Raw genomic sequence first — 25061 nt, forward strand, 5'->3', positions numbered from 1 at the left:
TTGGTGCGGAGTTAGGGCGGATTTGGTGCGCCCTACTCCGCACCCAAATCGTAGGCACAAAAAAACCTGTTAAAAAACAGGTTGTTTTGTTGGTCGGTACGAGAGGATTTGAACCTCCGACCCCTGACACCCCATGACAGTGCGCTACCAAGCTGCGCCACGTACCGACTTAGCGCTTATCATACGGATTATTGGCGCAAAATCAATGCTGGCGCGTTCAACTGCAGCAATTTTAGGCAGTGTCAGCTGCCTTTCCTGGGATCGCTCAACGCCACGCCAGCTTGATGTTGGTTGGCGGCGACAAACTGCTGCAACGTCGGGAAAGGCTCCAATGACCACAGCTGTCGAAAATCAATCCAGTCGAGCAGGCTGTACAAACAGATTGCTGCGTAATTCCAGTCGCTAAAGTGTTGCTGTGCAGCCTGTTGCTCCAGCACCGCCAGCACTTCAGCCACCCGCTCCCGCTGCAAGTTAAAAAACAGTTTGTCATCACTGGTATCCAAGCCCGAGCGCTGGCAAAGCAACAGCTCGACCAAAGAGTCATTGACCGCATTGATCAGCACCACCTGATTCTCCTGCGCCCAGCTCAGCAATGGCCGACCGAGTTTTTCACTGAGGTACCGGTAAATTAAGCCCGAATCAAAAATCACCTGGTCGCCATCCAACAGCATCGGGATTTTTCGAGTGGGGTTCAGCCGCACTAAAGTAGCACGATCCTGTTCGGAGAAAATATTCAGATTAACAAACTCATAGGCGCTGTCAGCCAGCAGCAGACGGATCCGGCGGACATATGGCGATGGAATAGAACCAAAAAGTTTCATTGGAACTCCTTGTTGCAAAAAAAGGCCAAAAAGTGAAAGAAATTCACCAGCAGGCTCTTGCCAGACTATGCAGTTTTATTGCATAATCATCGCGCTTCATTTTTGCTTTATTGCTTATCTTTTGGCCCATGCTCTGCATGGGCTTTTTATTTTCCGGCACCCGGTTTTACAACCGGCTTCCTTTGTCGTCCTCTCCGATCCGGCTGGCCACAGCCCCAGTCTGCTGCTTGTACTTGGCATCGTCCCGCTTGTTGTATGGGCGCTCGGCTTCCCCGGTCATTAATTCAAAGTTGAGGGCACCAATTTTCATCTTGGGCCTGAGGGCCAATGGCAGCTTACCGCTGTTGTAAAACTCCAACACAATGTTGCCCGACCAACCCGGATCGATGCGGTGGGCTGTGACATGCACCATTAAGCCCAACCGCGCCAGCGAAGAGCGTCCATCCAGCCAACCGACAATATCCGCCGGCAAGCTGACAGACTCCAGCGTCATGGCCAGCGCCAGCTCGGAGGGGTGCAAGATAAAGACGCCATCATCGTCAATGTCAATCTCATCGCTCATCACCGAGTTCAGGGCCCGGTCGACATCGGCTCTTGGACCGCTTAAATCAATGTAAGGTGCGGCATGCGCCTGGAACACCCGAAACTTGTTGCCCAGACGGATATCCACACTGACACCGCTGATCATGTCTTTGGCTGGCCGGGGCTCTATGCGGATCCGGTTCTCATCCAGATAACGCTCAATATCACGATCACATAATCTCATGCTTGCTTTCCATAGGTTTGGCTAAAGCTGCCAGTTGTTATTGTCATTAATCGTCTGTCATCACAATGGTGGGGCCCTTGTCGCTGGCCGCAACAGCAGACAACTGATGCATCAGCTGCTCTGCCATCTGCAAGTACGGCTCACACAACGCATCATCGGCCGGGTCGTCACTCAATAAAATCGGCAGGCCCTGATCGGCACAAAGCCGGATCCGGCTGTTAAGTGGTAACTGCGCCAACACCGGCAACTGATAACGAGCGGCCAATGCTGCCCCGCCATCCTGACCAAAAACCGGATCCTCGTGCCCACAGGCCGGGCACTGATAGTAACTCATATTTTCCACTAGGCCGAGTACCGGGATCTGCACCTGCTGGAACATGGCAATGGCTTTTTGTGCATCCAGCAAGGCCACATCCTGCGGCGTCGTTACAATGACCGCGCCGCTCACGCTTAGTTTTTGCGCCAGCGTCAGCTGAATATCGCCGGTACCGGGCGGCATATCCACAATCAGCACATCCAGCTCTGGCCACTGTGTTTCATGAATCAGTTGCAGCAAGGCTTGGCTGGCCATCGGGCCGCGCCAGACGGTGGCTTTTTCAGGCGAGACCAGAAAACCGATGGATTGCACCACCAGACCGGCTTGCTCCAGCGGCTGCATGCGCTTGCCATCGCGGCTCTGGGCCTTGGCATCTGCCAGACCCAGCATCGTAGGAATCGAAGGGCCGTAGATATCGGCATCCAGAATCCCGGCCCGCAGCCCCTGAGCCTGCAGCGCCATCGCCAGATTCACGGCAGTGGTGGACTTTCCCACGCCCCCCTTACCAGAGGCTACCAATACCAGGCGACGAACCTGCTGGAAAATGTAGTTTGCAGCCGGTGCTTCAGCTGCCGACGTATCAGACGGCGAAAGGCTGGAGGATGACGCCGTGGTGCGGCTGTCTGAGCCCTTGGATGAAAACCAATTCAGCATGGTGTCGATGTCCCTGCAAAAGAATGCGCTTAATTGTATCGAAGTCGGGTCAGGATGGATGCGATCCGGCCGCAGGTATTGTATCATCCCTGCATTCTTTTTCCTGTATTTTGCCAAGAGTTCTCATTGATGTCGAAACGTCAGATCCTGATCACCAGTGCTTTGCCTTATGCCAATGGCCCGATCCACCTTGGGCACCTGCTGGAGTACATTCAGACCGATATCTGGTCACGCTTTCAAAAAGGCCGTGGCCATGATTGTTATTATGTCTGTGCCGACGATGCGCACGGTACCCCCATCATGCTGAAGGCGCAGCAACAAGGTCTGTCGCCAGAGCAAATGATTGCCCAGACCAGCATCGAGCATCAGGCGGATTTCAAAGACTTTGCCATTGAATTTGACCAGTACCACTCCACCCATAGCCCGGAGAACCAGGAACTGGCGAACCTGATTTATCAAAGACTGGATGCTGCAGGTCACATTAAACGCAAAACCATCAGTCAGCTGTTCGATCCGGAAAAGCAGATGTTTCTGCCCGATCGCTTTGTCAAAGGCGATTGCCCGAAATGCGGTGCTCTGGATCAAAATGGCGACAGCTGCGATGTCTGTGGTGCTACCTACAGCCCCACCGACGTGAAAAACCCACGCTCGGTTATTTCCGGGGCCACCCCGGTGCTCAAAGACAGCGAGCATTTCTTTTTTGACTTGCCGGCCTTTGAACAAATGCTAAAAGACTGGACCCGCAGCGGTTCCTTGCAAGAAGAAATGGCCAACAAACTGCAAGAGTGGTTTACCGATGGCCTGCAAATGTGGGATATCAGCCGGGATGCGCCCTACTTTGGCTTTGAAATCCCGGGAGCACCCGGCAAATTCTTCTACGTCTGGCTGGATGCACCCATTGGCTACCTGGCCAGCTTTAAAGCCTTGTGCAAACAGCGGGGACTGGACTTTGATGCTTTTTGGGCCAAGGACTCCAGTGCCGAGGTGTACCACTTTATCGGCAAAGACATCATTTACTTCCACAGCTTGTTTTGGCCGGCCATGCTGGAGGGCGCGGGCTTTCGCAAACCCAACGCAGTTTTTGCCCATGGCTTTGTCACCGTCAATGGCGCCAAGATGTCCAAGTCCAAAGGCACCTTTATCAAAGCCAGAAGCTATCTTGAGCAGTTAAACCCGGAATACCTGCGCTATTACTTTGCATCCAAGCTTAGCGCTGCCATCACCGATCTGGATTTGAATCTGGATGACTTTGTGCAGAAAGTAAATGCCGATCTGGTCGGCAAAGTGGTCAACATTGCCAGTCGCTGTGCCGGCTTTATCACCAAGCGCTTCGATGCAACCCTGGCCGACAGCCTGGCAGAGCCCGAGCTGTTTCAGGAATTCACCGCAGCCGGTGAGCGCATTGCCAACCACTACGAAAGCCGCGATTACGCCAGAGCGGTACGTGAGATCATGGCGCTGGCCGATAAAGCCAACCAGTACATCGATGCCAAAGCGCCTTGGGTGCTGGTCAAAGACGAAAGCAAACAGGCCGAAGCCCATGCTGTCTGCTCGATGGGCTTGAACTTGTTTCGGGTCTTGATGCACTACTTAAGCCCGATTCTGCCGACGATGACCGGCCAGGCACAGCAGTTTTTGCAAGATAACTTTGGCTGGCACAACTACCAGCAGCCCTTGCTAAACCACCGCATCGAGCCATTCAAGGCGTTGATGCAACGGGTGGATCCGGCGAAGGTTGCCGCCATGCTGGAGGCATCGAAAGAAAACCTGCAATCCCAGTCCGCGCAAGCAAACTCAGCCAAGCCGTCAACGCAGAGTTCAGCGGCTGATTCAGCAACGAAGACGCTGGATCCGATAGCCGACACCATCAGCATTGATGACTTTGCTAAAATAGATTTACGCATTGCCCGCATTGTGCTGGCCGAGCCTGTGGAAGGTGCCGACAAGTTGATTCGACTGGAGCTTGATATTGGCAACGAAACCCGCCAGGTCTTTGCCGGCATTAAATCGGCCTACGACCCCGCCGATCTGGTCGGTCGTCACACCGTGATGGTGGCCAACCTGGCACCACGGAAAATGCGTTTTGGCCTGTCCGAAGGCATGGTGCTGGCAGCAGGCCCAGGTGGCAGCGACTTGTTTATTTTGTCACCGGACAGCGGTGCCACTCCAGGTATGCGGGTGAAATAAGCCATCACAACACGGAGGCGTCATGCAGCAAACCGGACCTTTCAGGGCTTTCTCATCCCTGTATTTCTCCACCTTTCTAATGGTGTTAGGCGCCGGTTTGCTCACCACCTATCTGGGGCTTTATCTGGCCAAAGAGCAGGTCAACCAGCTCTGGATTGGTGGCCTGATGTCGCTGTACTACCTCGGATTGGTGCTGGGCTCAAAAGTTGGGCACAAACTGATTGCCCGTGTTGGCCATATTCGCGCCTTTGTCGCCAGCACCGGCCTGGTCACCGCTTCAGCACTTGGTCATGGTCTGGTGCCGGATCTCACTTTTTGGTTGTTGCTGCGCTTTTTGGTGGGCATGGGCATGATGTGCCAGTACATGGTGCTGGAAAGCTGGCTCAACGAGCAAGCCGATAACCACCAACGCGGTGCTGTTTTTGCCAGCTACATGATTGTGTCTTACTTCGGTATGGTGGCAGGCCAGCTGATCATTGGCTCTTTCCCCGAGCTGGGGCTGGAGCCTCTGCTGCTGGTTGCCATTGGTTTTGCTTTATCGATTGTGCCGATAGGCATTACCCGGCGCATCCACCCTGCGCCGTTGCACCCTGCACCGTTACAAATCAGCGCCTTTTGGCAACGGATGCCGCAATCACTGACCACCATCACGGTGGCGGGGATCATTGTCGGTGCCTTTTATGGTCTGGCGCCTGCCTATGTCAGCAACACCGGTCTTGCCAATGAGCAGGTGGCTCTTTTTATGGCGGTCACCATTATCGCCGGTCTGGTGGCACAATGGCCGATGGGAAAACTGTCGGATCGGATCCCACGCAGTCGCTTACTCCGCACCAACAGCGCCTTACTCACACTAGTGGTGCTGCTCATTGCCATCTTGCCACTGTCTGGCCATATTTTGCTGCTGGCCACCTTTTGCTTTGGCTTTTTAGCTTTTACGCTCTACCCGATAGCAACGGCCCTTGCCAATCAGCATGCCGAGCAAGATGAGCGGGTCTCGTTATCGGCGGTTATCCTGTTGACCTTTGGCATCGGTGCCTGCCTTGGTCCCTTGCTGGCATCCGCCTTGATGCAGCTGCTTGGCAACTTTATGTTGTATGGTTTTATGGGGCTGTGCAGCTTTTTGCTGTTTTTGCGGTTGCAGCGCGTCAACTACAGCCAAAAGCAAGCTGCCCGCATTGTGGCTTCTCAACAGCCCGATGATTACGTGATGGCATCCAGCGATGTGTTTTCATCACCACTGGCTGCAGCGCTGGATCCCCGAGTCGATGAAGAAGTGGTGCAAGCACAAATGCTGGATAACGACGTCGATACCGATGACAGCGACGATCCGCAGACTGAACAAAGCGAACTGGCCCAGGCCGAGCAGCCGTCCTCAGCTATCGACCCAACAGAGCCGGACGAAGAGCCGAGCAAAGAGCCCGGACAAGCCGCCGATGAAGAAACGCCCGACTCGAATACGAAACCTGGCTCAACCAAGACTGAAGGCGATTCAAACAAAGAGCAGCCAACCGCTGAGCCGACGGATAGCACTGAGACCATTGTCAGCCGATTGGCTCAGCGGCAAGGGCCCCAAAATACCGATTAAAGCTGCTGGTTGATCACCTTGTTCCACAGATTTTGATTGCGGGCGTAAGAAAAGTATTCCTCGGGATGCCAGCAGCGGGGGATCAAGTCCATGTCTTTTCGCTCCTCATAGTTGGAGACCAACTTCATCAGGATTTCTTTTAACCGTTCAGGCTTAATTTTTTCCAGCTTCTTACGTGCTTGGGGGAAAAACAAATTGTTCTCGACCCGGATGGTGCAACCCATGGTTGAAATTTGGTACGACAAGTTCCGTGTCACCATGCGACAAACCGGTACATTGGGATGCGGCGGGTACAAAGCAGTGACGATGGCGTACTCGTAGCGATCCAGATCCTGCCGATCCGAGTCTTTAGGAATGAAGGTAATGCCATAGCCCTGCGGAAAAATTCCGGTGATTTGCATCAAGGCATCGGCAGCAGCTTTGCTGCACATGCCCTTCTCCACCGCTTTGTCGACCACCAAGCCTACCTTCGGTAAGCTTTCGTAGCTGTAATTGTGCTTGGTCGATAACACCACCGAGGTGTAGATCTGCGGTATCTTCAAAAGATTGCCAATGCCTTGCTCAGGTTTAATCGAGTTCTTCAGCAAGGTCACCATAAAACCCAGTTTTTCTTGCTCATTGCGCTCAAACCAATCCCGCTCATCCTTACTGTTGCCAATGTAGCGATCTTTACCCAAAGCCTGGGTCAAAAACTTCAGGCTTTCCTTGTAATTGGTTTGCAGCATGGCCAACCGCTCAGGGTTGTCCAACACCCGGAACTCATCCTGATTGCCATCCTCACCACGTAAAATTCGTTGCGCGTCAGGGTGCTGTTGACCAATGTCCTGAATAAGTGCAGCCATTAAAAGAGGGATCTGTACATCGTCGCGAAAAGGCTGATAGCTTCGGCCCCCCGTCACTTCCAGCTCTTTGCCTTCATTGTGCTGATAGCGCTTGAGCACATAGCTGTTGGTAATTTGCTGATCCAGCAACAAGCGATCCAGCAGCCGCAAAGCCAGCACAGCTTTGTACAGATGCTTGCTTTTTTGATTGCTACGCGCGACCTGTTTGCCTTCGGTCGGTGAAAGCAGTTGAATGCTGCCCAAGAGCTTGGCCGTTAAGGCGTTGGTTTCATCGGCATCGGCTCCCTCAACCATTTCTAAAATACTGTAGCACAGCTCTTTTAACTGACTCAGACGTGCGTTGCGAAGCTCTTCAACTCCCTGCTGCATACTGGTCAGGCTCTTCTCCGCCTGTTGTAAGCGTTGCTCTATCTTCGCCTGATCTGAGCCTGTGACCTGCTGCAAGCGCTCGCGGTACAAGAAAGCCTCTTGCTCTGCCGCACGTTGTTGCTGCTGCAGTTTATCGGCATCTAAGAAGTACAACAGCGCTTGTTCGTAAAGAGAGTCTTGAACCTCGGTCTGATCGTATATTTTATGGATCAGGGTTTGTACAGCTTTGCTGTAACTGGACTTGGCTATTTTTCCCAAGTTCATAGACATCCGTTCCTTATTCGGTCTTAAACGAGTGGTGGTGTCGATGCACTGTCTTTGATTTGCAACACCACTTTCCCCATGGTTTTGTTCTCTGTCAGCCACCGGTGAGCTTGCTCTGCATCCGTCCAGGGCACGACCTGATGCAGCACTGGCTGGATACGCCCCTGACTAAAGTCAGCGGAAAAATCCTGCCATAACGAAGCAACCAGCTTGCTCTTGTAATGATCGGATCTGTTGCGTAAGGTGGTACAAATCAATTGCGCCCTTTTGCGAAACCAAGGCGCCAGATCAAGCTCCGCGTGCCGCCCTGCCATCAAAGCATAGACCACCACTTTAGCATCCATCGCCAATATACGGGCATTTTTTGCAATATAATCGCCAGCCACCGGATCCAAAATCAGTTGGGCACCATCGGGCCAATGTTGTTGAATACGCAGAACAAAGTCTTCACTACGGTAACTGATAGCACAGCTCACTCCAAGGCTGCGACAAAATTCAGCTTTTTCATCACTGCCAACAGTCACAGCCACCTCTGCTCCCCGTGCCAGCGCAAGCTGGATCGCAGCGGTTCCTACCCCACTGGCTCCGGCATGCAACAAGACACGCTGACCGGCTTGCAAGTGCCCCAACGAAAACAGCAACTGATAGGCTGTCAGAAAAACCTCTGGCATGGCCGCTGCCTGTTGCCAGCTCCAACCGTCAGGAACCAGCATGCAGTGGCTGGCCAGCACTTTTACATACTGAGCATAGCCACCGCCAGGTACCAGTGCCATCACCGACTTGCCAAGCCAGTGCTCTAACTCAGAGTTTTGCACCGCAACCACCACGCCACTGACCTCCAGCCCAAGAATTGGACTTTCTCCCGGCTGCGGCGGATACAAACCCCTGCGCTGCATTAAATCCGCCCGGTTCACACCGGCGGCTTGCACTTCAATCAGCAGCTGCCCATCCAGCAAGCTGGGTAAAGGCGCTTCTTCCAGTTGCAGCTGACTATCGGGGCCAGGCTGGCTGACCGCCAGCACCTTCATCTTGGGTGCTAAGACCTTGTTTTGCAGCACTGTTGACGAGGAGGGCATGATGCTTTCCTTTCAACTGAAAGTGATACAAAGCATTCTTACCTTTTTTGTTGAATTAATCAATAGCTTAGGAAAGGCAGGCAGTTTTTGATTTCACTTTATCAACTGAAGCGCAAGAGCTGACAGCTATTTTTTTTCAGATTAATTTTCTATAAAAAACACAATAGAAAAATATTTAGTTATTAAAAATCGTAGCATTAGCTGTCATGAAAACAGCAACAAGTAAGGGATAATAAGCGCTTCAGAGGATAAGTTGGGGATAAGTGCTGAGCAAGCTGGGGAAAAAGTTCCGATAATGCTGTCACACCTTACAGGAACCTTGCAGGAAAAAAAGCATCAAAGTTACTACACTTGAAAACAGTTTCTCCCTGATAGTTGTTTTCGATAGCGCACGGCTCATTCCCGATGAGCCATTCCCCTGAGCCCAGAACAGGATTAGTTCTGGGCCTTTTTTTATGCAGTTTTTACCCCGGAAAACAGCCGATAAAAGTTGTCGGTGGTTTGGGCGGCAAGCTGCTGCAGCGAAACCCCTTTCAGCTCAGCAATCGCCTCAGCTACATGCGCCACATAAGCCGGCTGATTGGTCTTGCCGCGTTGAGGCACCGGCGCCAGATAAGGTGAGTCGGTTTCAATCAGCAGAGCATCCAGTGGAAGTTTTTTCACCACTTCGCGCAGCTCCACCGCGTTTTTAAAGGTCATGATGCCTGAAATGGAAATGTAAAACCCCATATCCAGTGCCGCTTTGGCCATTTCCCAGCTCTCGGTGAAACAGTGCAAGACACCACCAGCATGGCTGGCCTGGCCAGCACGCATCAGCGCCAAGGTATCGGCCCGGGCATCACGGGTATGAATAATCAGGGGCTTACGCAACTGACAAGCCACCTCGATGTGCTGTGCAAAAGCCTCTTGCTGCACTGCCTTGCTGTCTGCGGCGTAATAAAAATCGAGCCCGGTCTCACCAACAGCAACCACCTCGGGAGCCTGACACAAGCGCAACAACAGCTCTGCATCCAAGGCTGCGGTTTGATGGAGCGGATGTTCACCGCAGGATACCGAAACCATCGGATAAGGTGCCACCAGCTCCGCCATAGCCGGAAACTCTGCCAGACTAACCGAGACACAGAGCATGTGTTCAACACCAGCTTGTTGTGCTCGTTCAATCACTTCGGGTAATTCAAGTTGAAGTTTGTCCCACTCCAGACGGTCCAGATGGCAATGTGAATCTACAAACACGAAAATTCCTGTCAAGCTAAAGGGTATAGGTAATCTCATTGCTGGCTTGCAGGCCGGCAACCAGTTTAATAATTTGATCGTTCAGATGGTGCTTGTCGTCAATAAAAGCAACACCGACGCCTGCCGGGCTGGAGTTTTGAGCACCATGCGGGGTAATCCAGGCCACTTTACCGGATACCAGCAAAGGCTCCAGCGCATCGGGCAAGGTCACGTTCAATGCCAGCGACTGGCCCATTTTATAGGTTTTGGCGGTGCGGACAAAGAGACCACCTTGTTTTAAAAAAGACATGTAACAACGATACAGCTCTTTGACATCCATAAAGTCCAGAGGGATTTCTTCCATTGTCTACCTCGTATCAGGCATTTAACCGTTTCAGTTCAATCAGCAGCGCTGTCAAAGCCAATTGCTTATTTTGCCCTAAAAGCTGTTGTTCGTCACGGCACCATTGCTGAAACCGCTGCAAAAACTGCCAGTAGCCCTGAGGCTGTGCATTGGACTTCTGAGCCAGCCGCTCTCGCACAAACCAACTAAGCACCAAAGGCAGTTGCTCTGTTTTAGCCAGTAATTGCACCGTTTGCTGCATGCTAGCTTGTCCTTGCAGGTACTGCTCCAACTGTAGCAGGCTTTGGCGCACTTGCTCAAGTTGACCACTTTGCTGCCATTGCCAGGCTTCCAGTGGTGCCGAATGCAACAAAGGCTCGAAAAACTTATCCAAAGTCTGCCCGCCTTGTTGCTGCCACCACAACTCGACGACCTTGGTATCTGCGACTGTCAATGACCATTGCTGACAACGGCTAACAATGGTTGGCAACAACAGGGCAGGCTGATCGCTGGTTAAGATCAAGTAGCCACCAGCCGGCGGCTCTTCCAGAGTTTTCAACAGGGCATTGGCCGCTGCCTCACTCATTCGCTCCACTCTCTCCAAAACAGCCACACGGGCTCCGCCCTGCTGGGCATGCTCATGAAAGAAGCGGCTGAGCTGACGAATGCTATCGACCCCAATGCGTTCTGAAGCATCCGTATCTTGCCAAAAATCCGGGTGATGCCCTGCTTGCTGCAACTGGCACGACTTGCACCGACCACAAGGGGCTTCTGCAGGCCCCGCCTGACAAAGTAACAGCCGGACCACAGCCTCAGCCAGCTGCTGTTTGCCCAGCCCCCGGCGACCGCTTAACAGCAAAGCATGTGGCAACTGTAGACGTTGGTGCAAGCTGCTCAGCTGCTGGTAACTTGGTTCAAGCCAGGGCAGCATGGGTTGTTTTCCAAAAATGGTCCAGTTCCGTCAGGATACTTTGCTGCACCACGGCCAGTGGCTGGCCAGCATCAATCACCACCACATTCGGCTCTTCTGCAGCAATTGCAAGATACACGGCTCGGGTTCGCTCAAAAAAAGCCAGCTGCTCGCGCTCGATCCGATCCAATTCGCCCCGCGCCTGAGCCCGGGCCAAGCCCTCGGCCGGATCAATATCCAGATAAAGCGTCAGATCAGGTCGGCAGGGGCCCAACACAGCCTGGCGGATGCCATCGATCAACTGGCTGCTGAGCTGACGGCCTCCGCCCTGATAGGCACGCGATGACATATCGTGCCGATCGGCCAGCACCCAATCCCCCCGCGCCAGTGCAGGTTCAATCACGTTACGCAATAGCTGCACCCTGGCAGCGTACATCAGCAACAACTCCGCTTCCGGTGTCAGGTGCTCAGCTTGCACCTCTTTGACCAGGGAACGGATCTGCTCAGCCAACGGCGTGCCACCTGGCTCCCGAGTGCTGACAAGCTGCACGCCTTGTTGCTGCAGCCAGTCGGTAATGGTTTGAATAGCAGTACTTTTACCGGCCCCTTCCAGGCCTTCGACCACCAAAAAACGGCCCTGTTTAGTCATTGTTTTGTCCTAAAATATATCGTCGCACCGCTGCATTGTGCTCTTGCAGCGTTTCGGAAAACACATGGGTCCCATCGCCACGGCTGACAAAGTAATACAAGGTGGTTTCTGCCGGCTGAGCTGCCGCCAACAAAGAGCTGCGGCTGACCGAGGAGATTGGACCTGGCGGCAGGCCATGGTGACGGTAGGTATTGTAAGGGTGTGGATTGTTCAGATCGGCCCGGGTAATACGACCGCTGAAATTCTCCAGCCCATAGATCACTGTAGGATCGGTTTGCAACCGCATGTTGCTGCGTAATCGATTGGCAAACACCGAGCTGACTAAGGGTTTTTCTGGTTCGTGACCCGCTTCTTTTTCAATAATGGACGCCATGATTAGCAATTCATAGGGCGTTTGCAACGGGTTATCCAGGCTACGGTAGTGCCAACTGTGCTCCAGCTGCTGCAACAAGCGTTGATGTGCCCGGCTCAGTAACTGACTGGCCCGGCTGTTGGCGGTGTAATGGTAGGTATCCGGAAAGAATAAACCTTCCCCTTTTTCTGGTGCCTCTCCCCAGGACTCCGGCCATTGCAGCAGGCTTAGCAACTGATGCTCATTCAGATCAAACACCAGGTAGTCTGCCTGCTCTAAACGTTCCAGCGTTTGTTGCAGCGTTTCACCTTCGCGCCAGGTAAAGGCAAACTGAGCTTCCTCACCACGCACAAAATGTTGCAACACCTCAATCACCGACTGCTGCGGTGAGACCCGGTAGGTTCCCGCCTGCACGGCAGCCAACTCAGGCTGCAGGTACAGGCTTAACCGCAGCAGATGACAGTCTTGCTCGGTCAGCAGTTGCTGACGTTGCCACTGACGACAGAGCCCCAGTGCCGAGGCACCGGCTGGCACGGTAAAAAGCGGCTCACTCAATTGCAGCGGCTGACTGGCCAGTTGCTGCATTTTGCTGTACACCAAAAAGGCGGCGATCAAAAGCAAGGTAAAGGCCAGGAAAACTAATCGGCGTAGCATTGAAGCTCCTGTTGCAACTGATGAACGGGCGGCATGGCCAGTTCACGGTCTAAAAACTGCCGAACCGGCACCACCGCTGTCAAGGCATTGCAAAGACAGATGGCTTCAACGCCTTGCAGCTCATCCAGGGTCCAGTTCACTTCTTCCACCGAACAGCACATCATCAAGCGGGCCCGCATCACACCGGCTACCCCAGCCTGATCCAGACGAGGCGTAAACCAGCGGCCAGCACGAAAAAAAAGCAGATTGGCAGCAATGGCTTCGGTGACAAAACCACGCTGATCCAGCACCAGCAAATCATCCCAGTCGGTGCTTGCCAGTTCTTGTTTCAGCAGCACCTGCTCCAACCGATTGTTGTGTTTGATCCCAGCCAGCAAGGGTTGACAACCCAATTGCAAACGGGCCAAACCAAGCCGGATCCCAGCCGATTGCCAGTGGCTGAAATCGGGCAAAGCGGCGGTGGTTAAATAGACGGCTGGACCCGTGACGTCCGCCGGACTGTAGCCCCGCCCCGCCTGGCCTCGGGAAATGAGCACTTTAATGACCTGTTGCGGTGCCTGAATGGCCGCACGTACTTGCGCGCTAAGCTCTGCCCAATCTGGCTCGCGAATACCCAGACGCGCAACCCCTTGCTGAAGCCGAGCCAAATGCAACGGCCAGAGCTCAGGCTCGCCGTGCCGCACCAGGATGGTGGTAAAGACCCCATCACCGAACTGAAAACTACGATCCCCGGTGGTTAGGACGGGGTTGCTGACTGCTTGCACCTAAGCTACCTTTTTGCATGCATAAAACCCCTGAAGTATGCCCTATCCACCGCCTGAATACCAACCCCAGGCTGCTGGCTGCCGATTCATTCAGCAGCCTGTCGTTTCAATAAGTTGATTTGATTCAGGCTGGCTCGCAGAGCTGCCGGCTTGATGGGTTTCGCCAGAAACAACAGTCCAAGCCGCTGCGCCTGACGAGCCAAATCCGCTTGTGGTGAAGCCGATACCAAAATCCCCGGCACCCCCTGCCAATACACTTGCAGTTGCTGATACAAGTCAAGGCCATTGCTGTGCTGCCCCAGCTGATAATCAATCAGCAGCACATCCGGCGCTGAATTCTCTGCGGCATAGGCCAACAAACCCTGCTCATCGTAAAAGCCCCGAACCTGCTCAATCTGCCATTGCTGCAACAGGACTTTAAGTGCCTCTAAATTGGTGGCATCGTCGTCAATGCAAATGACCTGCAAACCCGACAAGGCACTGCGCGGTTTGGCGCTGTCATCGGCCAATGGGCGGCTCTCTGTAACAACCAGCGGCAAGGTCAGGCTAAAAACAGTGCCATGGCCAGGCCTTGAGTGGACACTGACCCGATGCCCCAGCACTTTGGCCATACGACTCACCACGGCCAGCCCCAGACCAACGCCCTGCTGCCCTTTGGCCGTCGCATCGATGCGGTAAAAATCGTCAAAAATCCGGGCCAAATCGGGCTCGGCAATGCCCGGGCCGGTATCCCAGACCTGCACCATCAGCTGGTCGCCCCGGCGTCGGCAGCTCAGCAGCACCTTGCCACTGGGCGTGTATTTAATGGCATTGGACAGCATGTTTTGCACAATACGCCGCAGATAAGTCGCATCCGACAACACCTGCACATCCTTGCTGCGCACTTTTAGCTGCAAGCCTTTTTGGTCGGCAAGCAGACTGTATTCTGCCGCCAGGTTCTCCAGCAACTCACCCAAGGCCACCGGCTGAACCGATGGTTGCAACTTGCCATCATCCAGTTTGGCAATTTCCAGCAAGGTCGAGATCAATTCCTCAGTGGCTTTTAACGAGTTATCCAATTGCTGCACAATGTGCTGATGCTGTTTTTCATCGTGTCGCCCCGATAAGGCTGCGGTAAACAACCTTGCGGCATTGAGCGGCTGCAAAATATCGTGACTGGCCAAGGCTAAAAAGCGGGTTTTAGAGGCATTGGCAGCTTCTGCCTCAGCCTTGGCGTGCAGCAGTTGCTGCTCGGTCAGTTTTCGTCGCTCCACCTCAGCCAACAACTCCTGATTCATCACACTGATGGTCTGAGTGCGCTCCTGCACCCGCTGTTCCAGGTGCTGCTTGGCTTCTGCCAGCGCCTGCACTGCCTGCACATGGTCGGTAATGTCGGTGAAACTGGTGACAAAGCCCCCCCCGGGAATAGGGTTGCCGCGCATTTCAATCACTTGGCCATCGGGTCGTACCCGCTGAAACACATGTTGAGTCCCATTTTGCATGTGCTGAATGCGCTTTTGCACGTGCTCCTCAATATCGCCTTGACCACAGAGTCCGCGCTCGGCATTCAAACGGACGATATCCGCCACTGGTCGCCCAACCCGAATCATCCCCTCCGGGTAGTCAAACATTTCAAGGTAGGCTTTGTTCCAGGCCACCAGGTTCAAATCACGGTCAACCACACTGACTCCCTGACTCAGGTGCTCCAAGGTGGAAAACAGGATCTTGCGGGAAAACTGGATGGCCTGGGTGGTATCGTCAAACAGGGTCACCACATCTTCAAAGCCGAGTTGCTTGCCTTCCAGCACCGCATTGACCATGGTCGAAGCCGACGAGGCACCAATGACGCCCGCCAGCTCGCGTTCAACGTGCTCAACCAAACGCACACTGGGTTGATCGTCCGGGTCCAGCTCTTGTTGCTGACGGCGACCAAACTCAAGCAAGCACTCCTGAGCACGGTGCAGCCCAACAAAACGCTCAAGTAAGGTTCGTAAGTCGGAGTTGCGGATTTTAATGCGTCGGGCCGGTGTATCCTGATGATCAATCGGCAGGTTCGGTTTAACAAAAGCAACGGCTTGCAACCGATCTTTGAGCGGCACCCGGGTCGCCAATGACACCAGAATATAGGCCAGAATATTCAGCCCCAGGGACCAGATGACACCATGGGTCAAACTGTCGGTAGTCAAACCAAACAATGCCTCTGGGTGCAACCAGGCCAAACCGAAAGGGCCATCGGCCATCAAATCGCTGCGAATCACCCCTGCGCCGACCAACTGCGGCAGCATCAGGGTATAGAACCAAAGTGCGAAACCAATGGCCAAACCGACATAAACGCCACGAGCATTGCCATGGCGCCAGTACAGGCCCCCGACCACAGCCGGGGCCAATTGAATGGTCAGGGCAAAGGCCAACAGACCCGTTTCAGCCAGATCGTAATTGCGGGCAAAAAAGACGTAATAGAGCCAGGACAGCGCCATCACCAGCACAATCATGCTGCGACGTACCAGCAGCAGCAGCAGGCTGTAATCGTGCTGCATGCCCTGACGCTTGGCCCGGCGTAGCAAGCCTGGCAAAACCACATCGTTGCTGATCATGGTGCTTAACGCCAGGGTAGCAATAATGATCATCGAGGTGGCCGCGGAAAAACCGCCAATAAACACCAGAGCACTGAGGGTATCCATGCCGCTTGAGGCTGGGATCAACAGTACAAAGCTGTCGGCCTGCTGCCAGCGGTCCGGAAACATCAACATCCCTGCCACTGCAATCGGAATCACCACCAGAGTCACCATCAGCAAATAGCCGGAAAACCAGCGTCTGGCATGGCGTAAATGCTGATTGGAGACATTTTCGACAAAGGCAACATGAAACTGACGCGGCAATAAAAACACCGCTGCGGTGGCCAACAGAGTTTTGGTTAAAAAGCCGACCCAGCCGGTGCCGGCGCCTGTTTGCTGCTGTTCATTGGCATGATGAATAAAATGCTGCAAAGCAGAGTGCTCGGTGTCGAGGAAAAACACGTACACCACCCCGGCCAGCAGCAACAACGCAAAGAGTTTTACCACCGACTCAAAAGCAATGGCCACCATAACCCCACGGTTTTGCTCGGTCAGATGAACCTTGCGAGTGCCAAACAAGATGGCAAAGAAAGCCATCGCCACAGCACTTAGCAAAGCACTGTCCTGATACCAGGCAACTTTACCGACACTAAAATCCTGCCCCAGCAACACTTGATAGGAGCTGGCTACCGCTTTCAATTGCAACGAAATATACGGCACCACCACCACCAGACAGATGAGCGCCACCACCAAGGCGATGTTGCGGCGTTTGCCATAGCGAGACGAGATAAAATCTGCAATGGAAGTGACGTTGTGCTTTTTAGCCACGTACAGCAGTTTAAACAAAAATGGCTGGGCAAACACAAAGAGCAAAATGGGTCCCAGGTAAATCGGAATGTAGTCCCAGCCCTGGGTCACCGCCGTGCCTACCGCCCCATAATAGGTCCAGGAGGTGCAATAAACCGCCAGAGCCAGGCTGTAAATCAGGCCGCCATACTTTCGTATCAGACGATCGTCGGCATGGCGCTCGCCCCAGTTGGCAATCCAGAATAAGCCACCCACATACAACAAGGCCAGTAATGCTATGGTCCAGGCTGCCACAAGCCGCCCTCCTTTTTATTTTTCTGTTGTTACTCTTGGCCGAACACCGATCAAAGTCAACCATTTGGCTGCTTTGCTTCGACTAAAGTCGGGCTTTCGCTATTTCTGGCCGCTGCTAGATTAAAACCGACCAAGGTGTACCAAATGACAACAAGGGGAGCACAACCATGGTAGAGCATAAAAAAAATGCCGCGGCATACTGGAAGGCCAATGTCCGACTGATTTGGATCAGTCTGGTCATTTGGGCCCTGGTATCTTACGGCTTTGGAATTTTACTTCGTCCGCTGTTAAGCGGCATTCCTGTTGGTGGAACCGATTTGGGCTTCTGGTTTGCTCAGCAGGGTTCTATTTTGACCTTTATCGCACTGATTTTTTTCTATGCCTGGAAAATGAATCAGCTGGATAAAGAATTCGGCCTGGACGAGGAGTAAGCCATGAGCCAGTTTGCCATTAACCTGATTTTTGTCGGTGCATCCTTTGCACTTTACATCGGCATCGCCATCTGGGCCCGTGCCGGCTCAACCAAAGAGTTTTACGTGGCCGGCGGTGGTGTCAACCCCATCACCAACGGCATGGCCACCGCCGCCGACTGGATGTCCGCGGCGTCTTTTATTTCCATGGCTGGCTTGATTGCCGCTGGCGGCTACGCCAACTCCAGCTTCCTGATGGGCTGGACCGGTGGCTATGTGTTGCTGGCGATGTTGCTGGCCCCTTATCTGCGTAAATTTGGCAAGTTTACCGTGCCAGATTTTATCGGCGATCGTTTTTACAGCACGGGCGCACGCCTGGTAGCGGTGGCCTGTTTGATCATTGCCTCCGTTACTTACGTTATCGGACAGATGACCGGCGCAGGCGTTGCTTTCTCTCGCTTTTTGGAAGTAAGCAACGATACCGGCCTGATGATCGCCGCTGTGGTGGTCTTTATGTACGCCGTTATGGGCGGCATGAAAGGCATCACCTACACCCAGGTGGCACAGTACGTGGTGTTGATTATCGCTTACACCATCCCAGCCGTCTTTATCTCATTGCAGCTGACCGGCAATCCTCTGCCGCCGCTGGGCTTGTTCTCCACTCACACCGAGTCTGGCATGCCACTGCTGCAAAAACTGGATGAAGTGGTGCGTGAACTGGGCTTCCAGGATTACACCGCCGACGTTGATAACAAATTGAACATGGTGCTGTTTACCCTGTCGCTGATGATTGGTACCGCCGGCTTGCCGCACGTCATCATCCGCTTTTTCACCGTGCCCAAAGTGGCCGATGCACGCTGGTCCGCCGGTTGGGCCCTGGTGTTCATTGCCCTGCTGTACCTGACAGCGCCGGCAGTGGCTTCCATGGCACGTCTGAACCTGTTGACCACCATTTACCCGGATGGTCCTACCGCTGAAGCGCTGCATTACGCTGAGCGCCCGGACTGGATCCGTACCTGGGAAAACACCGGTCTGATTCGGTTCGACGATAAAAACGGCGATGGACGCATCCAGCTGTACAACGATGTGCCTGCTTTCCAGCAAACCGCTGAAGCGCGTGGTTGGGCTGGCAACGAGCTGACTGTGAACAACGATATTCTGGTGCTGGCCAATCCTGAGATTGCCAACTTGCCAAGCTGGGTCATCGGTTTGATTGCCGCTGGCGGTCTGGCCGCCGCCTTGTCGACAGCGGCAGGTCTGTTACTGGCAATCTCTTCGGCCGTTAGCCATGACTTGATCAAAGGCTCCATCAATCCGAAGATAAGCGACAAAGGAGAGCTGCTGGCCGCGCGAATTTCCATGGCAGTCGCCATCGTGGTGGCCACCTGGCTGGGATTGAATCCACCAGGCTTCGCAGCCCAGGTGGTAGCACTGGCCTTTGGTATCGCCGCGGCGTCTATCTTCCCGGCACTGATGATGGGGATCTTCTCCAAGCGGGTGAACAGCAAAGGCGCTATTGCCGGTATGCTGGCGGGCTTAATCAGCACCGTGGTTTACATCTTCCTGTATCTGGGCTGGTTCTTTATCCCTGGTACGGCCACCTTCGCAAACGTGGAAGCCAACTGGTTGTTTGGCATCTCCCCACTGTCATTCGGAGCCATCGGTGCCATGATCAACTTTGCGGTCGCCTTCGCAGTCTCTTACCTGACTGAGGAGCCGCCGCAAGATATCCAGGATCTGGTTGAAAGCGTCCGTTACCCACGTGGTGCCGGTGCAGCAACAGGCCACTAACGCCTTGCACCTAACTGTGCTAAAGTATTGATGTTAAGCGGGCTTTCCGATTGGAAAGCCCTTTTTTATCCACGAGGTATCTATGTTTTGGGAATTGGTTGCTACGGTTTTTGCTGGTTTAGGCGCTGCTGGCCTGGCGTTATCCGCCCGTTGGATCAGTCGGGGCAAGCTGGCTCGCTGGTGGATCCCTGTTGCAGCAGGTGCTGGCATGCTGACCTTTCAGATTTACTCCGAGTACCACTGGTTTTCACACCAACAAAGCCTACTGCCCGAAGGCGTGCAGGTGGTCAGTACCGCCGAACAAACTGCCTTCTGGCGCCCCTGGAGTTACCTGGTTCCGCAAACCATGCGCTTTGTTGCCGCCGACTTTGCCAGTATCGAAGTCAATCAGCACAACCCCGAGCTGGTTAGGCTGCCCATCTACCTGTTTGAACGGCGCATGTCGGCCATTGGCCTGACCATTATACTTCACTGCACTCAGCAGGCTCGGGCCGATGAACATGCTGGCCTTAGCTTGCCTGCACCGGGTGAGCCCTTAAGCGCAGAGTGGTATCGACTGGACAGCTCCGATCCCCTACTGCAAGCCTGCCACTTCGACTAAAGTCGTCTGGTGAGCTGGCGACTGCCTTGCTATGGTTAGAGATGTAAAAAAGCAACCCTGAGTCGCCGATGGAAGTCACTGAAGTCACCAAGTTTTTGGCCGAAACCACGCCCTTTGATGAGCTGGATACTGCTCAACTGCAAGAGCTTGCGCGCCAAATGTCGGTGTATTACGTGCGCGGCGGTGAAGAAGTGAATACCGACAGCAATCGTTTAATGATTGTCCGCACCGGGGTATTTTCACTGTACAGCGATCAACAGCAGCTGCTAACCAAGCTGCAAAGCGGCGATTTTTATGGCTATCAGCAGCTTCTGACCGACTTAAGCGATCAGGATACCCTGCTTTGCGATGAAGATGGTCTGGTGTACTGGCTCAGTGCCGAGGGCTTTCAGCAGGTCCGCTATCAGTACAAAAACATCGACCTGTTCTTTCAGCGCCTCTTTGGCCGCCGGTTGCACCAGTACAAAGCGCAATCAACCAACCGCTTTACGCTAAAAATCAGCGATGTGGCCAAAGCGCGCAAGGTCAGCATTTCACCGGATGCGACGGTGCAGCAAGCAGCAGCCATGATGACAGAGCACCGGGTATCTTCGCTGCTGGTGGAACAGCAACAGAAGCTGGTGGGGATTATTACCGACCGGGACTTACGCAGCCGGGTGGTTGCCGAGGGGTTGGCAGCAGAGAGCAAGGTAGCCGAGGTGATGACCAACAAGCCGTTCACCATTGAACTGCATGCCTACCTGTTTGAAGCCGTTCAGCTGATGAGTCAGCACAACATTCATCATTTGCCCGTGCTCAGGGATGAGCAACTTTTTGGCATGATTACCGCCACCGATGTGATACGGGCCCAGCAAGATCACCCGGTTTATCTGATTGGCGAAATTCATCGCCAGCACAGCGACGATGGCATCTTGCAGTGCGCCAGCCAAATTCTGCATTTAAGCCAGAGTCTGAGCAGCCAACAAGTGCCGGCACACGAAGCCAGTCACGTGCTAACCACAGTTACCGACGCTCTGACACAAAGCTGGATTAAGCTGGCCATCCAACGGCTGGGTCCCCCACCCTGCGTCTTTACCTGGCTGGGCTTTGGCTCCCAGGCACGGATGGAGCAAGGCTTAAATGCCGATCAGGACAATGCATTGCTGCTGGAAAAAGAGCCGGAAGGTGCCATTGCCCAGTATTTTGAGCAACTGGCAAAAATCGTCTGCGACGGCCTCAATGAATGCGGCATCGTCTATTGCCCCGGCAACATTATGGCCAGCAATCCGGAGCTGCGTCTTAGTTTAAAAGGCTGGTCAAAGCAATTTGCCCGCTGGATCCAAACGCCAACGCCGGAAGCCTTACTGAAATCCAGCATCTTTTTTGATTTGCGGCCGATTTACGGCAGCAAAAGTCTGTTTAATGCGCTGCAGCAGGACATTCTGGCCCGCACCACCGATAAAGCGGTGTTTTTGTACCACCTGAGCCACAATGCGTTAAAAGGCACGCCCCCGTTAGGCTTTTTTAAAACCTTTACGCTGGAGCGCGATGGCAAGCAAAAAAAAGGGCTGGATTTAAAAAAACGCGGCTTGATTCTGATTACCGATTTGGCCCGCATTTACAGCCTGAGCAAAGGCATCAGTGCCATCAATACCCGCCAGCGATTAATGCAACTGGCGCAGCAAAAAGTGATGGATGCCAAAGACAGCCAGAACTTACTGGATGCCTTTGATGTGCTGGCGCAGCTGCGTTGGGACAAGCACCAACACGACATCGCCCAGGGGCATGAAGCCTCCAACCTGCTGGACCCTGCCGTCTTGTCTGGCTTGCAGCGCCATCAGTTAAAAGATGTGTTTGAAGTGATCAATCAGGCGCAAAGCCAGATGAAGTATCGCTTTTGCCGGGAGCTCTGATTATGTTTGGCTGGTTTAAAAATCCTCCGATGCCCATCAATGAAATCGTTCGCAGCTACGACAGCACCCCAATGCCATCGCCAAAAACCCCCGTCTCAGAGGTGAATTTCCTGGTGTTGGATCTGGAGTTGACTGGCCTTGATCCGAAAAAAGATCACATTGTCAGTGCAGGCTGGGTGCCTATCCGCCAGCAGGAGATCATGCTGGGTGACAGCGCTCATTATCTGGTGAAGTCGCCAATCGGTGTTGGTCAGAGTGCTGTCATTCATGGCCTGCACGATCATCAGTTGCTCAAAGGGATTGAGCTTTGTGAGCTGGTTCAAGGCTTGCTCAGCCAGTACCCCGGCTATGTGTTGGTGGCCCATCATGCCCAGATGGATCTGGCCTTTCTAACCGTAGCCGCCGAGCGCTGCTTTGGCCGAAGCCCAAAGTTTAAAGCCATTGATACCCTGAAGATTGAGTGGCAGCGCCTGCACAACAAAGGCAAGGTGCTGACCAAAGACATGCTGCGTCTGAACAGTTGCCTGGCGCGCCACAAACTGCCCGAGGCCCCCCAGCACCATGCTCTGGCCGATGCCTTTGCCTGTGCCCAGCTGCTGCTTAGCCAGATACGCCAACACAGCAGCAGCATGACACTGGGCGAACTGCAAAGCTTATCGCGGTAATTGTCCAGTTAAAACTGATAACGGACTTCCAGCCCCAGTTGGCGAGCCTCCCCGCGCAACTGGGTATAGGCTCCCAGGGCTGCAACAGAGTCGAACTTCAGCTCTGCATAGCGCTGATTAAAGAGGTTTTTTCCCCAAAGTGCCAGCTCTAAATCCGGCGTTGCCTGCCAACCAAGCCGGCCATGCCATAGGGCATAGCCTTGCTGGCGGGCATAGGGATCCTCGTACTGATCAAAATAGATGGCCGACTGATAACGGACACCCAGCTGCCAGTCCAGTGTCTGACCGGCCAGTTGCTGTTGATGGGTAAAACTGGCCGCCAGAGTCCATTCAGGAGTAAAAGGCAAACGGGTACCGGACACCAGAATATCGCCCTCACGGTACTCCCCTAGCTTGGCCTTCGGAATATAACCCAAACTGAGCATCAGCTCGGTGGCTACCAAAGGGCGGTAACGCCAGTCAGACTCCAGTCCCAAAACACGACCATCACCGGCGTTTTTCAGCACATGGTACGGCGCTGTGCCCGTACTGATATTGACAAAACTTTGTTGGTCTCGATACTGGTAATAAAACAGCGCCAGATCCCACAACAAGGATGCATCCGAAGAGCGCCAGCGACTTCCCAGCTCCCAGGCATCCAGATACTCAGGGTCGTAGCTTGAGTCGGCCGCTTCTTCGGGGCTGGTCGAAAAACCAGCGTTGTAGCCACCACTCTTGTAGCCGCGTGAATAACTGTAATACAGACTGTGGCGCGGATTTAACCGCTGCAATAAGGCCAGCTTGCCGCTGAGCTCGGTGTCCGCAACCTTGCCACCAAGGTCCCACAAATCAGCCAGGTAAAATGCCACCGTATCCAAATCCGCATTGGCATGATAACGGGTTTGCTCATCGGTCAGACGCAGTCCAGCGACCAGCTGCCAGTCAGGGCTCAGTTGTTGTTCCAGCTGTGCATAGGCCGCCATGGCTTCATTGCGTAACTGGTTGTGGTAAATAAAGGTGGCAGGCACATCGGCAAGAGCCGGCACCGCCCGAAAATCCCGGAACAGATCCAACTCATTGTTTTGCTCAAGTCGCTCGTTGAGATAAAACAAACCAGCCGTCCAGAAACGCTCTGGCTGTTGCCAGAACAACGTCAGTTCCTGACTGAAAAAGTCATTGTCCGAGCCAAGCACTCCTTCAATAAACTGGCCGGGGCCATCGGCATCCCAGGAGTGAAAGCGGTTAAAGCTTTTGTAAGCGGTTATCGACTTGAGACTAAGGGCAGCACTCAGCTCGCGCTCCAGTTGCAGGCTAGTGCCCCAGCTGTCGGTGCGGTTGCGTTTGTGCTGGGTATTGGCGCTGGTGGTCCAAAAGTCATCGCTGGGCACCGAAAACCCAAAGTTATCGACACAATGACGGCTACCCACCTCGGCCGGACTGCACCACTCCCCCGTTTCCAGGTTGCGAAAAACACCAGCACTGTACACAGGCTTAGGCTGCCCAGTCCAATGTTCCGAATGCAAGCGCCACAACACCGACCACTGCTGCCACTCACTGCTAACCAGCAATCGGAAGCTGGCTTGCTCCATGCCACCACCACTGGCACCAGGAAACAGATTGTTCATGCTGTATTGGTAATCCTGCCAGTTAAAGGCAAAGCGTGCGGCAGTAGTATCAGTGAGCGGTGCATTAACAGCGCCCTGAATCCGGTAGCTTTGTTGCTCTGCGGCGCTGGCTCGGACATAGCCACCGAACTCATACTCCGGCAAACGAGAGCGCAGCAATATGGCTCCCCCAGTGGTATTGCGGCCAAACAGGGTCCCCTGAGGACCACGCAGCACTTCGACCCGCTCCAGGTCAAACAGCTGACCGGTCATAAAATTGGCACCACCACTGACCACCTCATCGCTGTAGATGGCGATTGGGGAAACCGTTGAGGTGTTGTAATCAAACATTCCGACCCCACGCAAGGTAAAGGCCGGGGTCGTACCTTCAGCCGCCGCCTGGCTGGCAACAAAGTTTGGCACCAGGTTGGCCAGTTCAACCGCATCTTTAATCTGACGCTGTTGCAGCTGCTCACCATCTATCAGTGTTACGGCAACAGAGACATCGTGCAGATCTTGTGGCCGGCGCTGCGCATGCACCTCGATACGCTCGATTGCATCCAGTTCTGAGTCCATGTCATTGGCGGCATGAACAGAAGTCGCCATCCCATAACAACCAAGTGCCACCGCAGCGGCGGTGGCAGAAAATCGAATCATCATAGCGGTTCCTACTGAGGGTACCAGGCAGCAATTTGCCGGCTCAGCTAGTACTTAAGTTAG

The 25061-nt window shown here is 53.8% G+C and carries 20 protein-coding genes and 1 tRNA gene; 7 read left to right on the forward strand and 14 right to left on the reverse strand.

The annotated features are described in order from the left end of the window. Window positions 1-90: 90 nt before the first annotated feature. The 4 genes from Q3O59_RS07660 to apbC form a co-directional block, all read right to left on the reverse strand. A tRNA-Pro gene (locus Q3O59_RS07660) sits at window positions 91-167 on the reverse strand. A gap of 75 nt (window positions 168-242) precedes the next feature. Further along, complete coding sequence (locus Q3O59_RS07665) at window positions 243-821, reverse strand: glutathione S-transferase family protein (protein ID WP_305944996.1); 579 nt, start codon at window positions 819-821, stop codon at window positions 243-245. 166 nt (window positions 822-987) lie between these two features. Continuing rightward, window positions 988-1587 (reverse strand): dCTP deaminase, encoded by a 600-nt coding sequence (dcd, locus tag Q3O59_RS07670; protein WP_305944997.1) that lies wholly within the window; start codon window positions 1585-1587, stop codon window positions 988-990. Window positions 1588-1633: 46 nt separating this feature from the next. After that, a complete protein-coding gene (gene apbC / locus Q3O59_RS07675; protein WP_305944998.1) occupies window positions 1634-2557 on the reverse strand; it encodes an iron-sulfur cluster carrier protein ApbC in 924 nt (307 codons plus the stop codon). Window positions 2558-2686: 129 nt separating this feature from the next. On the opposite strand from apbC, the gene metG reads away from it, so the two are divergent. Both metG and Q3O59_RS07685 read left to right on the forward strand, forming a co-directional pair. Next, window positions 2687-4744, forward strand: coding sequence for a methionine--tRNA ligase (gene metG / locus Q3O59_RS07680; RefSeq protein WP_305944999.1), 2058 nt, complete (start codon window positions 2687-2689; stop codon window positions 4742-4744). Window positions 4745-4766: 22 nt separating this feature from the next. Then, on the forward strand, window positions 4767-6329 hold the full coding sequence (locus Q3O59_RS07685) for an MFS transporter (RefSeq protein ID WP_305945000.1): 1563 nt from the start codon (window positions 4767-4769) through the stop codon (window positions 6327-6329). Here Q3O59_RS07685 and Q3O59_RS07690 read toward each other — a convergent pair. From Q3O59_RS07690 to Q3O59_RS07730, 9 genes are all read right to left on the reverse strand, one after another. Then, the gene (locus Q3O59_RS07690) at window positions 6326-7804 is read right to left on the reverse strand and encodes a hypothetical protein (protein WP_305945001.1); all 1479 of its coding nucleotides are present in this window, start codon (window positions 7802-7804) and stop codon (window positions 6326-6328) included. The two genes, Q3O59_RS07685 and Q3O59_RS07690, sit on opposite strands and share 4 nt — an antisense overlap. 23 nt (window positions 7805-7827) lie before the next feature. Then, a complete protein-coding gene (locus Q3O59_RS07695) occupies window positions 7828-8880 on the reverse strand; it encodes an NAD(P)H-quinone oxidoreductase (protein ID WP_305945002.1) in 1053 nt (350 codons plus the stop codon). A 453-nt stretch (window positions 8881-9333) separates the two neighbouring features. Beyond that, window positions 9334-10113 carry a TatD family hydrolase gene (locus Q3O59_RS07700; RefSeq protein ID WP_305945003.1) on the reverse strand — a complete coding sequence of 260 codons (780 nt, stop codon included), beginning with the start codon at window positions 10111-10113 and terminating at the stop codon, window positions 9334-9336. A gap of 16 nt (window positions 10114-10129) precedes the next feature. After that, window positions 10130-10456 carry a PilZ domain-containing protein gene (locus Q3O59_RS07705; RefSeq protein WP_228589609.1) on the reverse strand — a complete coding sequence of 109 codons (327 nt, stop codon included), beginning with the start codon at window positions 10454-10456 and terminating at the stop codon, window positions 10130-10132. Between the two features lie 13 nt (window positions 10457-10469). Next, window positions 10470-11366 carry a DNA polymerase III subunit delta' gene (gene holB, locus Q3O59_RS07710; protein WP_305945004.1) on the reverse strand — a complete coding sequence of 299 codons (897 nt, stop codon included), beginning with the start codon at window positions 11364-11366 and terminating at the stop codon, window positions 10470-10472. After that, entirely contained in the window at window positions 11350-11994 is a 645-nt protein-coding gene (tmk, locus tag Q3O59_RS07715; protein ID WP_305945005.1) for a dTMP kinase, read from the reverse strand. The genes holB and tmk overlap by 17 nt, the downstream gene beginning before the upstream one ends. Next, window positions 11987-13000: an endolytic transglycosylase MltG gene (gene mltG, locus Q3O59_RS07720; protein WP_305945006.1), complete on the reverse strand. Its 1014-nt coding sequence runs from the start codon at window positions 12998-13000 to the stop codon at window positions 11987-11989. The genes tmk and mltG overlap by 8 nt, the downstream gene beginning before the upstream one ends. Continuing rightward, entirely contained in the window at window positions 12985-13764 is a 780-nt protein-coding gene (gene pabC, locus Q3O59_RS07725; RefSeq protein ID WP_305945007.1) for an aminodeoxychorismate lyase, read from the reverse strand. The genes mltG and pabC overlap by 16 nt, the downstream gene beginning before the upstream one ends. Before the next feature lie 86 nt (window positions 13765-13850). Further along, the gene (locus tag Q3O59_RS07730) at window positions 13851-17399 is read right to left on the reverse strand and encodes a PAS domain-containing hybrid sensor histidine kinase/response regulator (protein WP_305945008.1); all 3549 of its coding nucleotides are present in this window, start codon (window positions 17397-17399) and stop codon (window positions 13851-13853) included. Between the two features lie 167 nt (window positions 17400-17566). Here Q3O59_RS07730 and Q3O59_RS07735 point away from each other — a divergent pair, with 167 nt between their 5' ends. The 5 genes from Q3O59_RS07735 (at window position 17567) to Q3O59_RS07755 (ending at window position 22758) form a co-directional block, all read left to right on the forward strand. Next, complete coding sequence (locus tag Q3O59_RS07735) at window positions 17567-17830, forward strand: DUF4212 domain-containing protein (protein WP_228592474.1); 264 nt, start codon at window positions 17567-17569, stop codon at window positions 17828-17830. A 3-nt stretch (window positions 17831-17833) separates the two neighbouring features. Further along, on the forward strand, window positions 17834-19600 hold the full coding sequence (locus Q3O59_RS07740; protein ID WP_305945009.1) for a sodium:solute symporter family protein: 1767 nt from the start codon (window positions 17834-17836) through the stop codon (window positions 19598-19600). Window positions 19601-19682: 82 nt separating this feature from the next. After that, window positions 19683-20201, forward strand: coding sequence for a hypothetical protein (locus Q3O59_RS07745; protein ID WP_305945010.1), 519 nt, complete (start codon window positions 19683-19685; stop codon window positions 20199-20201). A gap of 68 nt (window positions 20202-20269) precedes the next feature. After that, window positions 20270-22093 carry a putative nucleotidyltransferase substrate binding domain-containing protein gene (locus Q3O59_RS07750; RefSeq protein ID WP_305945011.1) on the forward strand — a complete coding sequence of 608 codons (1824 nt, stop codon included), beginning with the start codon at window positions 20270-20272 and terminating at the stop codon, window positions 22091-22093. Window positions 22094-22095: 2 nt separating this feature from the next. Further along, window positions 22096-22758 carry an exonuclease domain-containing protein gene (locus Q3O59_RS07755; protein WP_305945012.1) on the forward strand — a complete coding sequence of 221 codons (663 nt, stop codon included), beginning with the start codon at window positions 22096-22098 and terminating at the stop codon, window positions 22756-22758. An 8-nt stretch (window positions 22759-22766) separates the two neighbouring features. Here Q3O59_RS07755 and Q3O59_RS07760 read toward each other — a convergent pair whose 3' ends face one another. Next, the gene (locus Q3O59_RS07760; protein ID WP_305945013.1) at window positions 22767-25001 is read right to left on the reverse strand and encodes a TonB-dependent receptor; all 2235 of its coding nucleotides are present in this window, start codon (window positions 24999-25001) and stop codon (window positions 22767-22769) included. Between the last annotated feature and the right edge of the window lie 60 nt (window positions 25002-25061).

The sequence above is a fragment of the Alkalimonas delamerensis genome, assembly GCF_030717955.1.
GTDB classification, from domain to species: Bacteria; Pseudomonadota; Gammaproteobacteria; order Enterobacterales; family Alteromonadaceae; genus Alkalimonas; species Alkalimonas delamerensis.

Excerpts from the sequence above, each read along its gene's own strand:
- Q3O59_RS07665 (WP_305944996.1), bottom strand. The coding sequence starts at position 821 with ATGAAACTTTTTGGTTCTATTCCATCGCCATATGTCCGCCGGATCCGT.
- dcd (WP_305944997.1), bottom strand. The coding sequence starts at position 1,587 with ATGAGATTATGTGATCGTGATATTGAGCGTTATCTGGATGAGAACCGG.
- apbC (WP_305944998.1), bottom strand. The coding sequence starts at position 2,557 with ATGCTGAATTGGTTTTCATCCAAGGGCTCAGACAGCCGCACCACGGCG.
- metG (WP_305944999.1), top strand. The coding sequence starts at position 2,687 with ATGTCGAAACGTCAGATCCTGATCACCAGTGCTTTGCCTTATGCCAAT.
- Q3O59_RS07685 (WP_305945000.1), top strand. The coding sequence starts at position 4,767 with ATGCAGCAAACCGGACCTTTCAGGGCTTTCTCATCCCTGTATTTCTCC.
- Q3O59_RS07690 (WP_305945001.1), bottom strand. The coding sequence starts at position 7,804 with ATGAACTTGGGAAAAATAGCCAAGTCCAGTTACAGCAAAGCTGTACAA.
- Q3O59_RS07695 (WP_305945002.1), bottom strand. The coding sequence starts at position 8,880 with ATGCCCTCCTCGTCAACAGTGCTGCAAAACAAGGTCTTAGCACCCAAG.
- Q3O59_RS07705 (WP_228589609.1), bottom strand. The coding sequence starts at position 10,456 with ATGGAAGAAATCCCTCTGGACTTTATGGATGTCAAAGAGCTGTATCGT.
- holB (WP_305945004.1), bottom strand. The coding sequence starts at position 11,366 with ATGCTGCCCTGGCTTGAACCAAGTTACCAGCAGCTGAGCAGCTTGCAC.
- tmk (WP_305945005.1), bottom strand. The coding sequence starts at position 11,994 with ATGACTAAACAGGGCCGTTTTTTGGTGGTCGAAGGCCTGGAAGGGGCC.
- mltG (WP_305945006.1), bottom strand. The coding sequence starts at position 13,000 with ATGCTACGCCGATTAGTTTTCCTGGCCTTTACCTTGCTTTTGATCGCC.
- Q3O59_RS07735 (WP_228592474.1), top strand. The coding sequence starts at position 17,567 with ATGGTAGAGCATAAAAAAAATGCCGCGGCATACTGGAAGGCCAATGTC.
- Q3O59_RS07740 (WP_305945009.1), top strand. The coding sequence starts at position 17,834 with ATGAGCCAGTTTGCCATTAACCTGATTTTTGTCGGTGCATCCTTTGCA.
- Q3O59_RS07745 (WP_305945010.1), top strand. The coding sequence starts at position 19,683 with ATGTTTTGGGAATTGGTTGCTACGGTTTTTGCTGGTTTAGGCGCTGCT.
- Q3O59_RS07750 (WP_305945011.1), top strand. The coding sequence starts at position 20,270 with ATGGAAGTCACTGAAGTCACCAAGTTTTTGGCCGAAACCACGCCCTTT.
- Q3O59_RS07755 (WP_305945012.1), top strand. The coding sequence starts at position 22,096 with ATGTTTGGCTGGTTTAAAAATCCTCCGATGCCCATCAATGAAATCGTT.
- Q3O59_RS07760 (WP_305945013.1), bottom strand. The coding sequence starts at position 25,001 with ATGATGATTCGATTTTCTGCCACCGCCGCTGCGGTGGCACTTGGTTGT.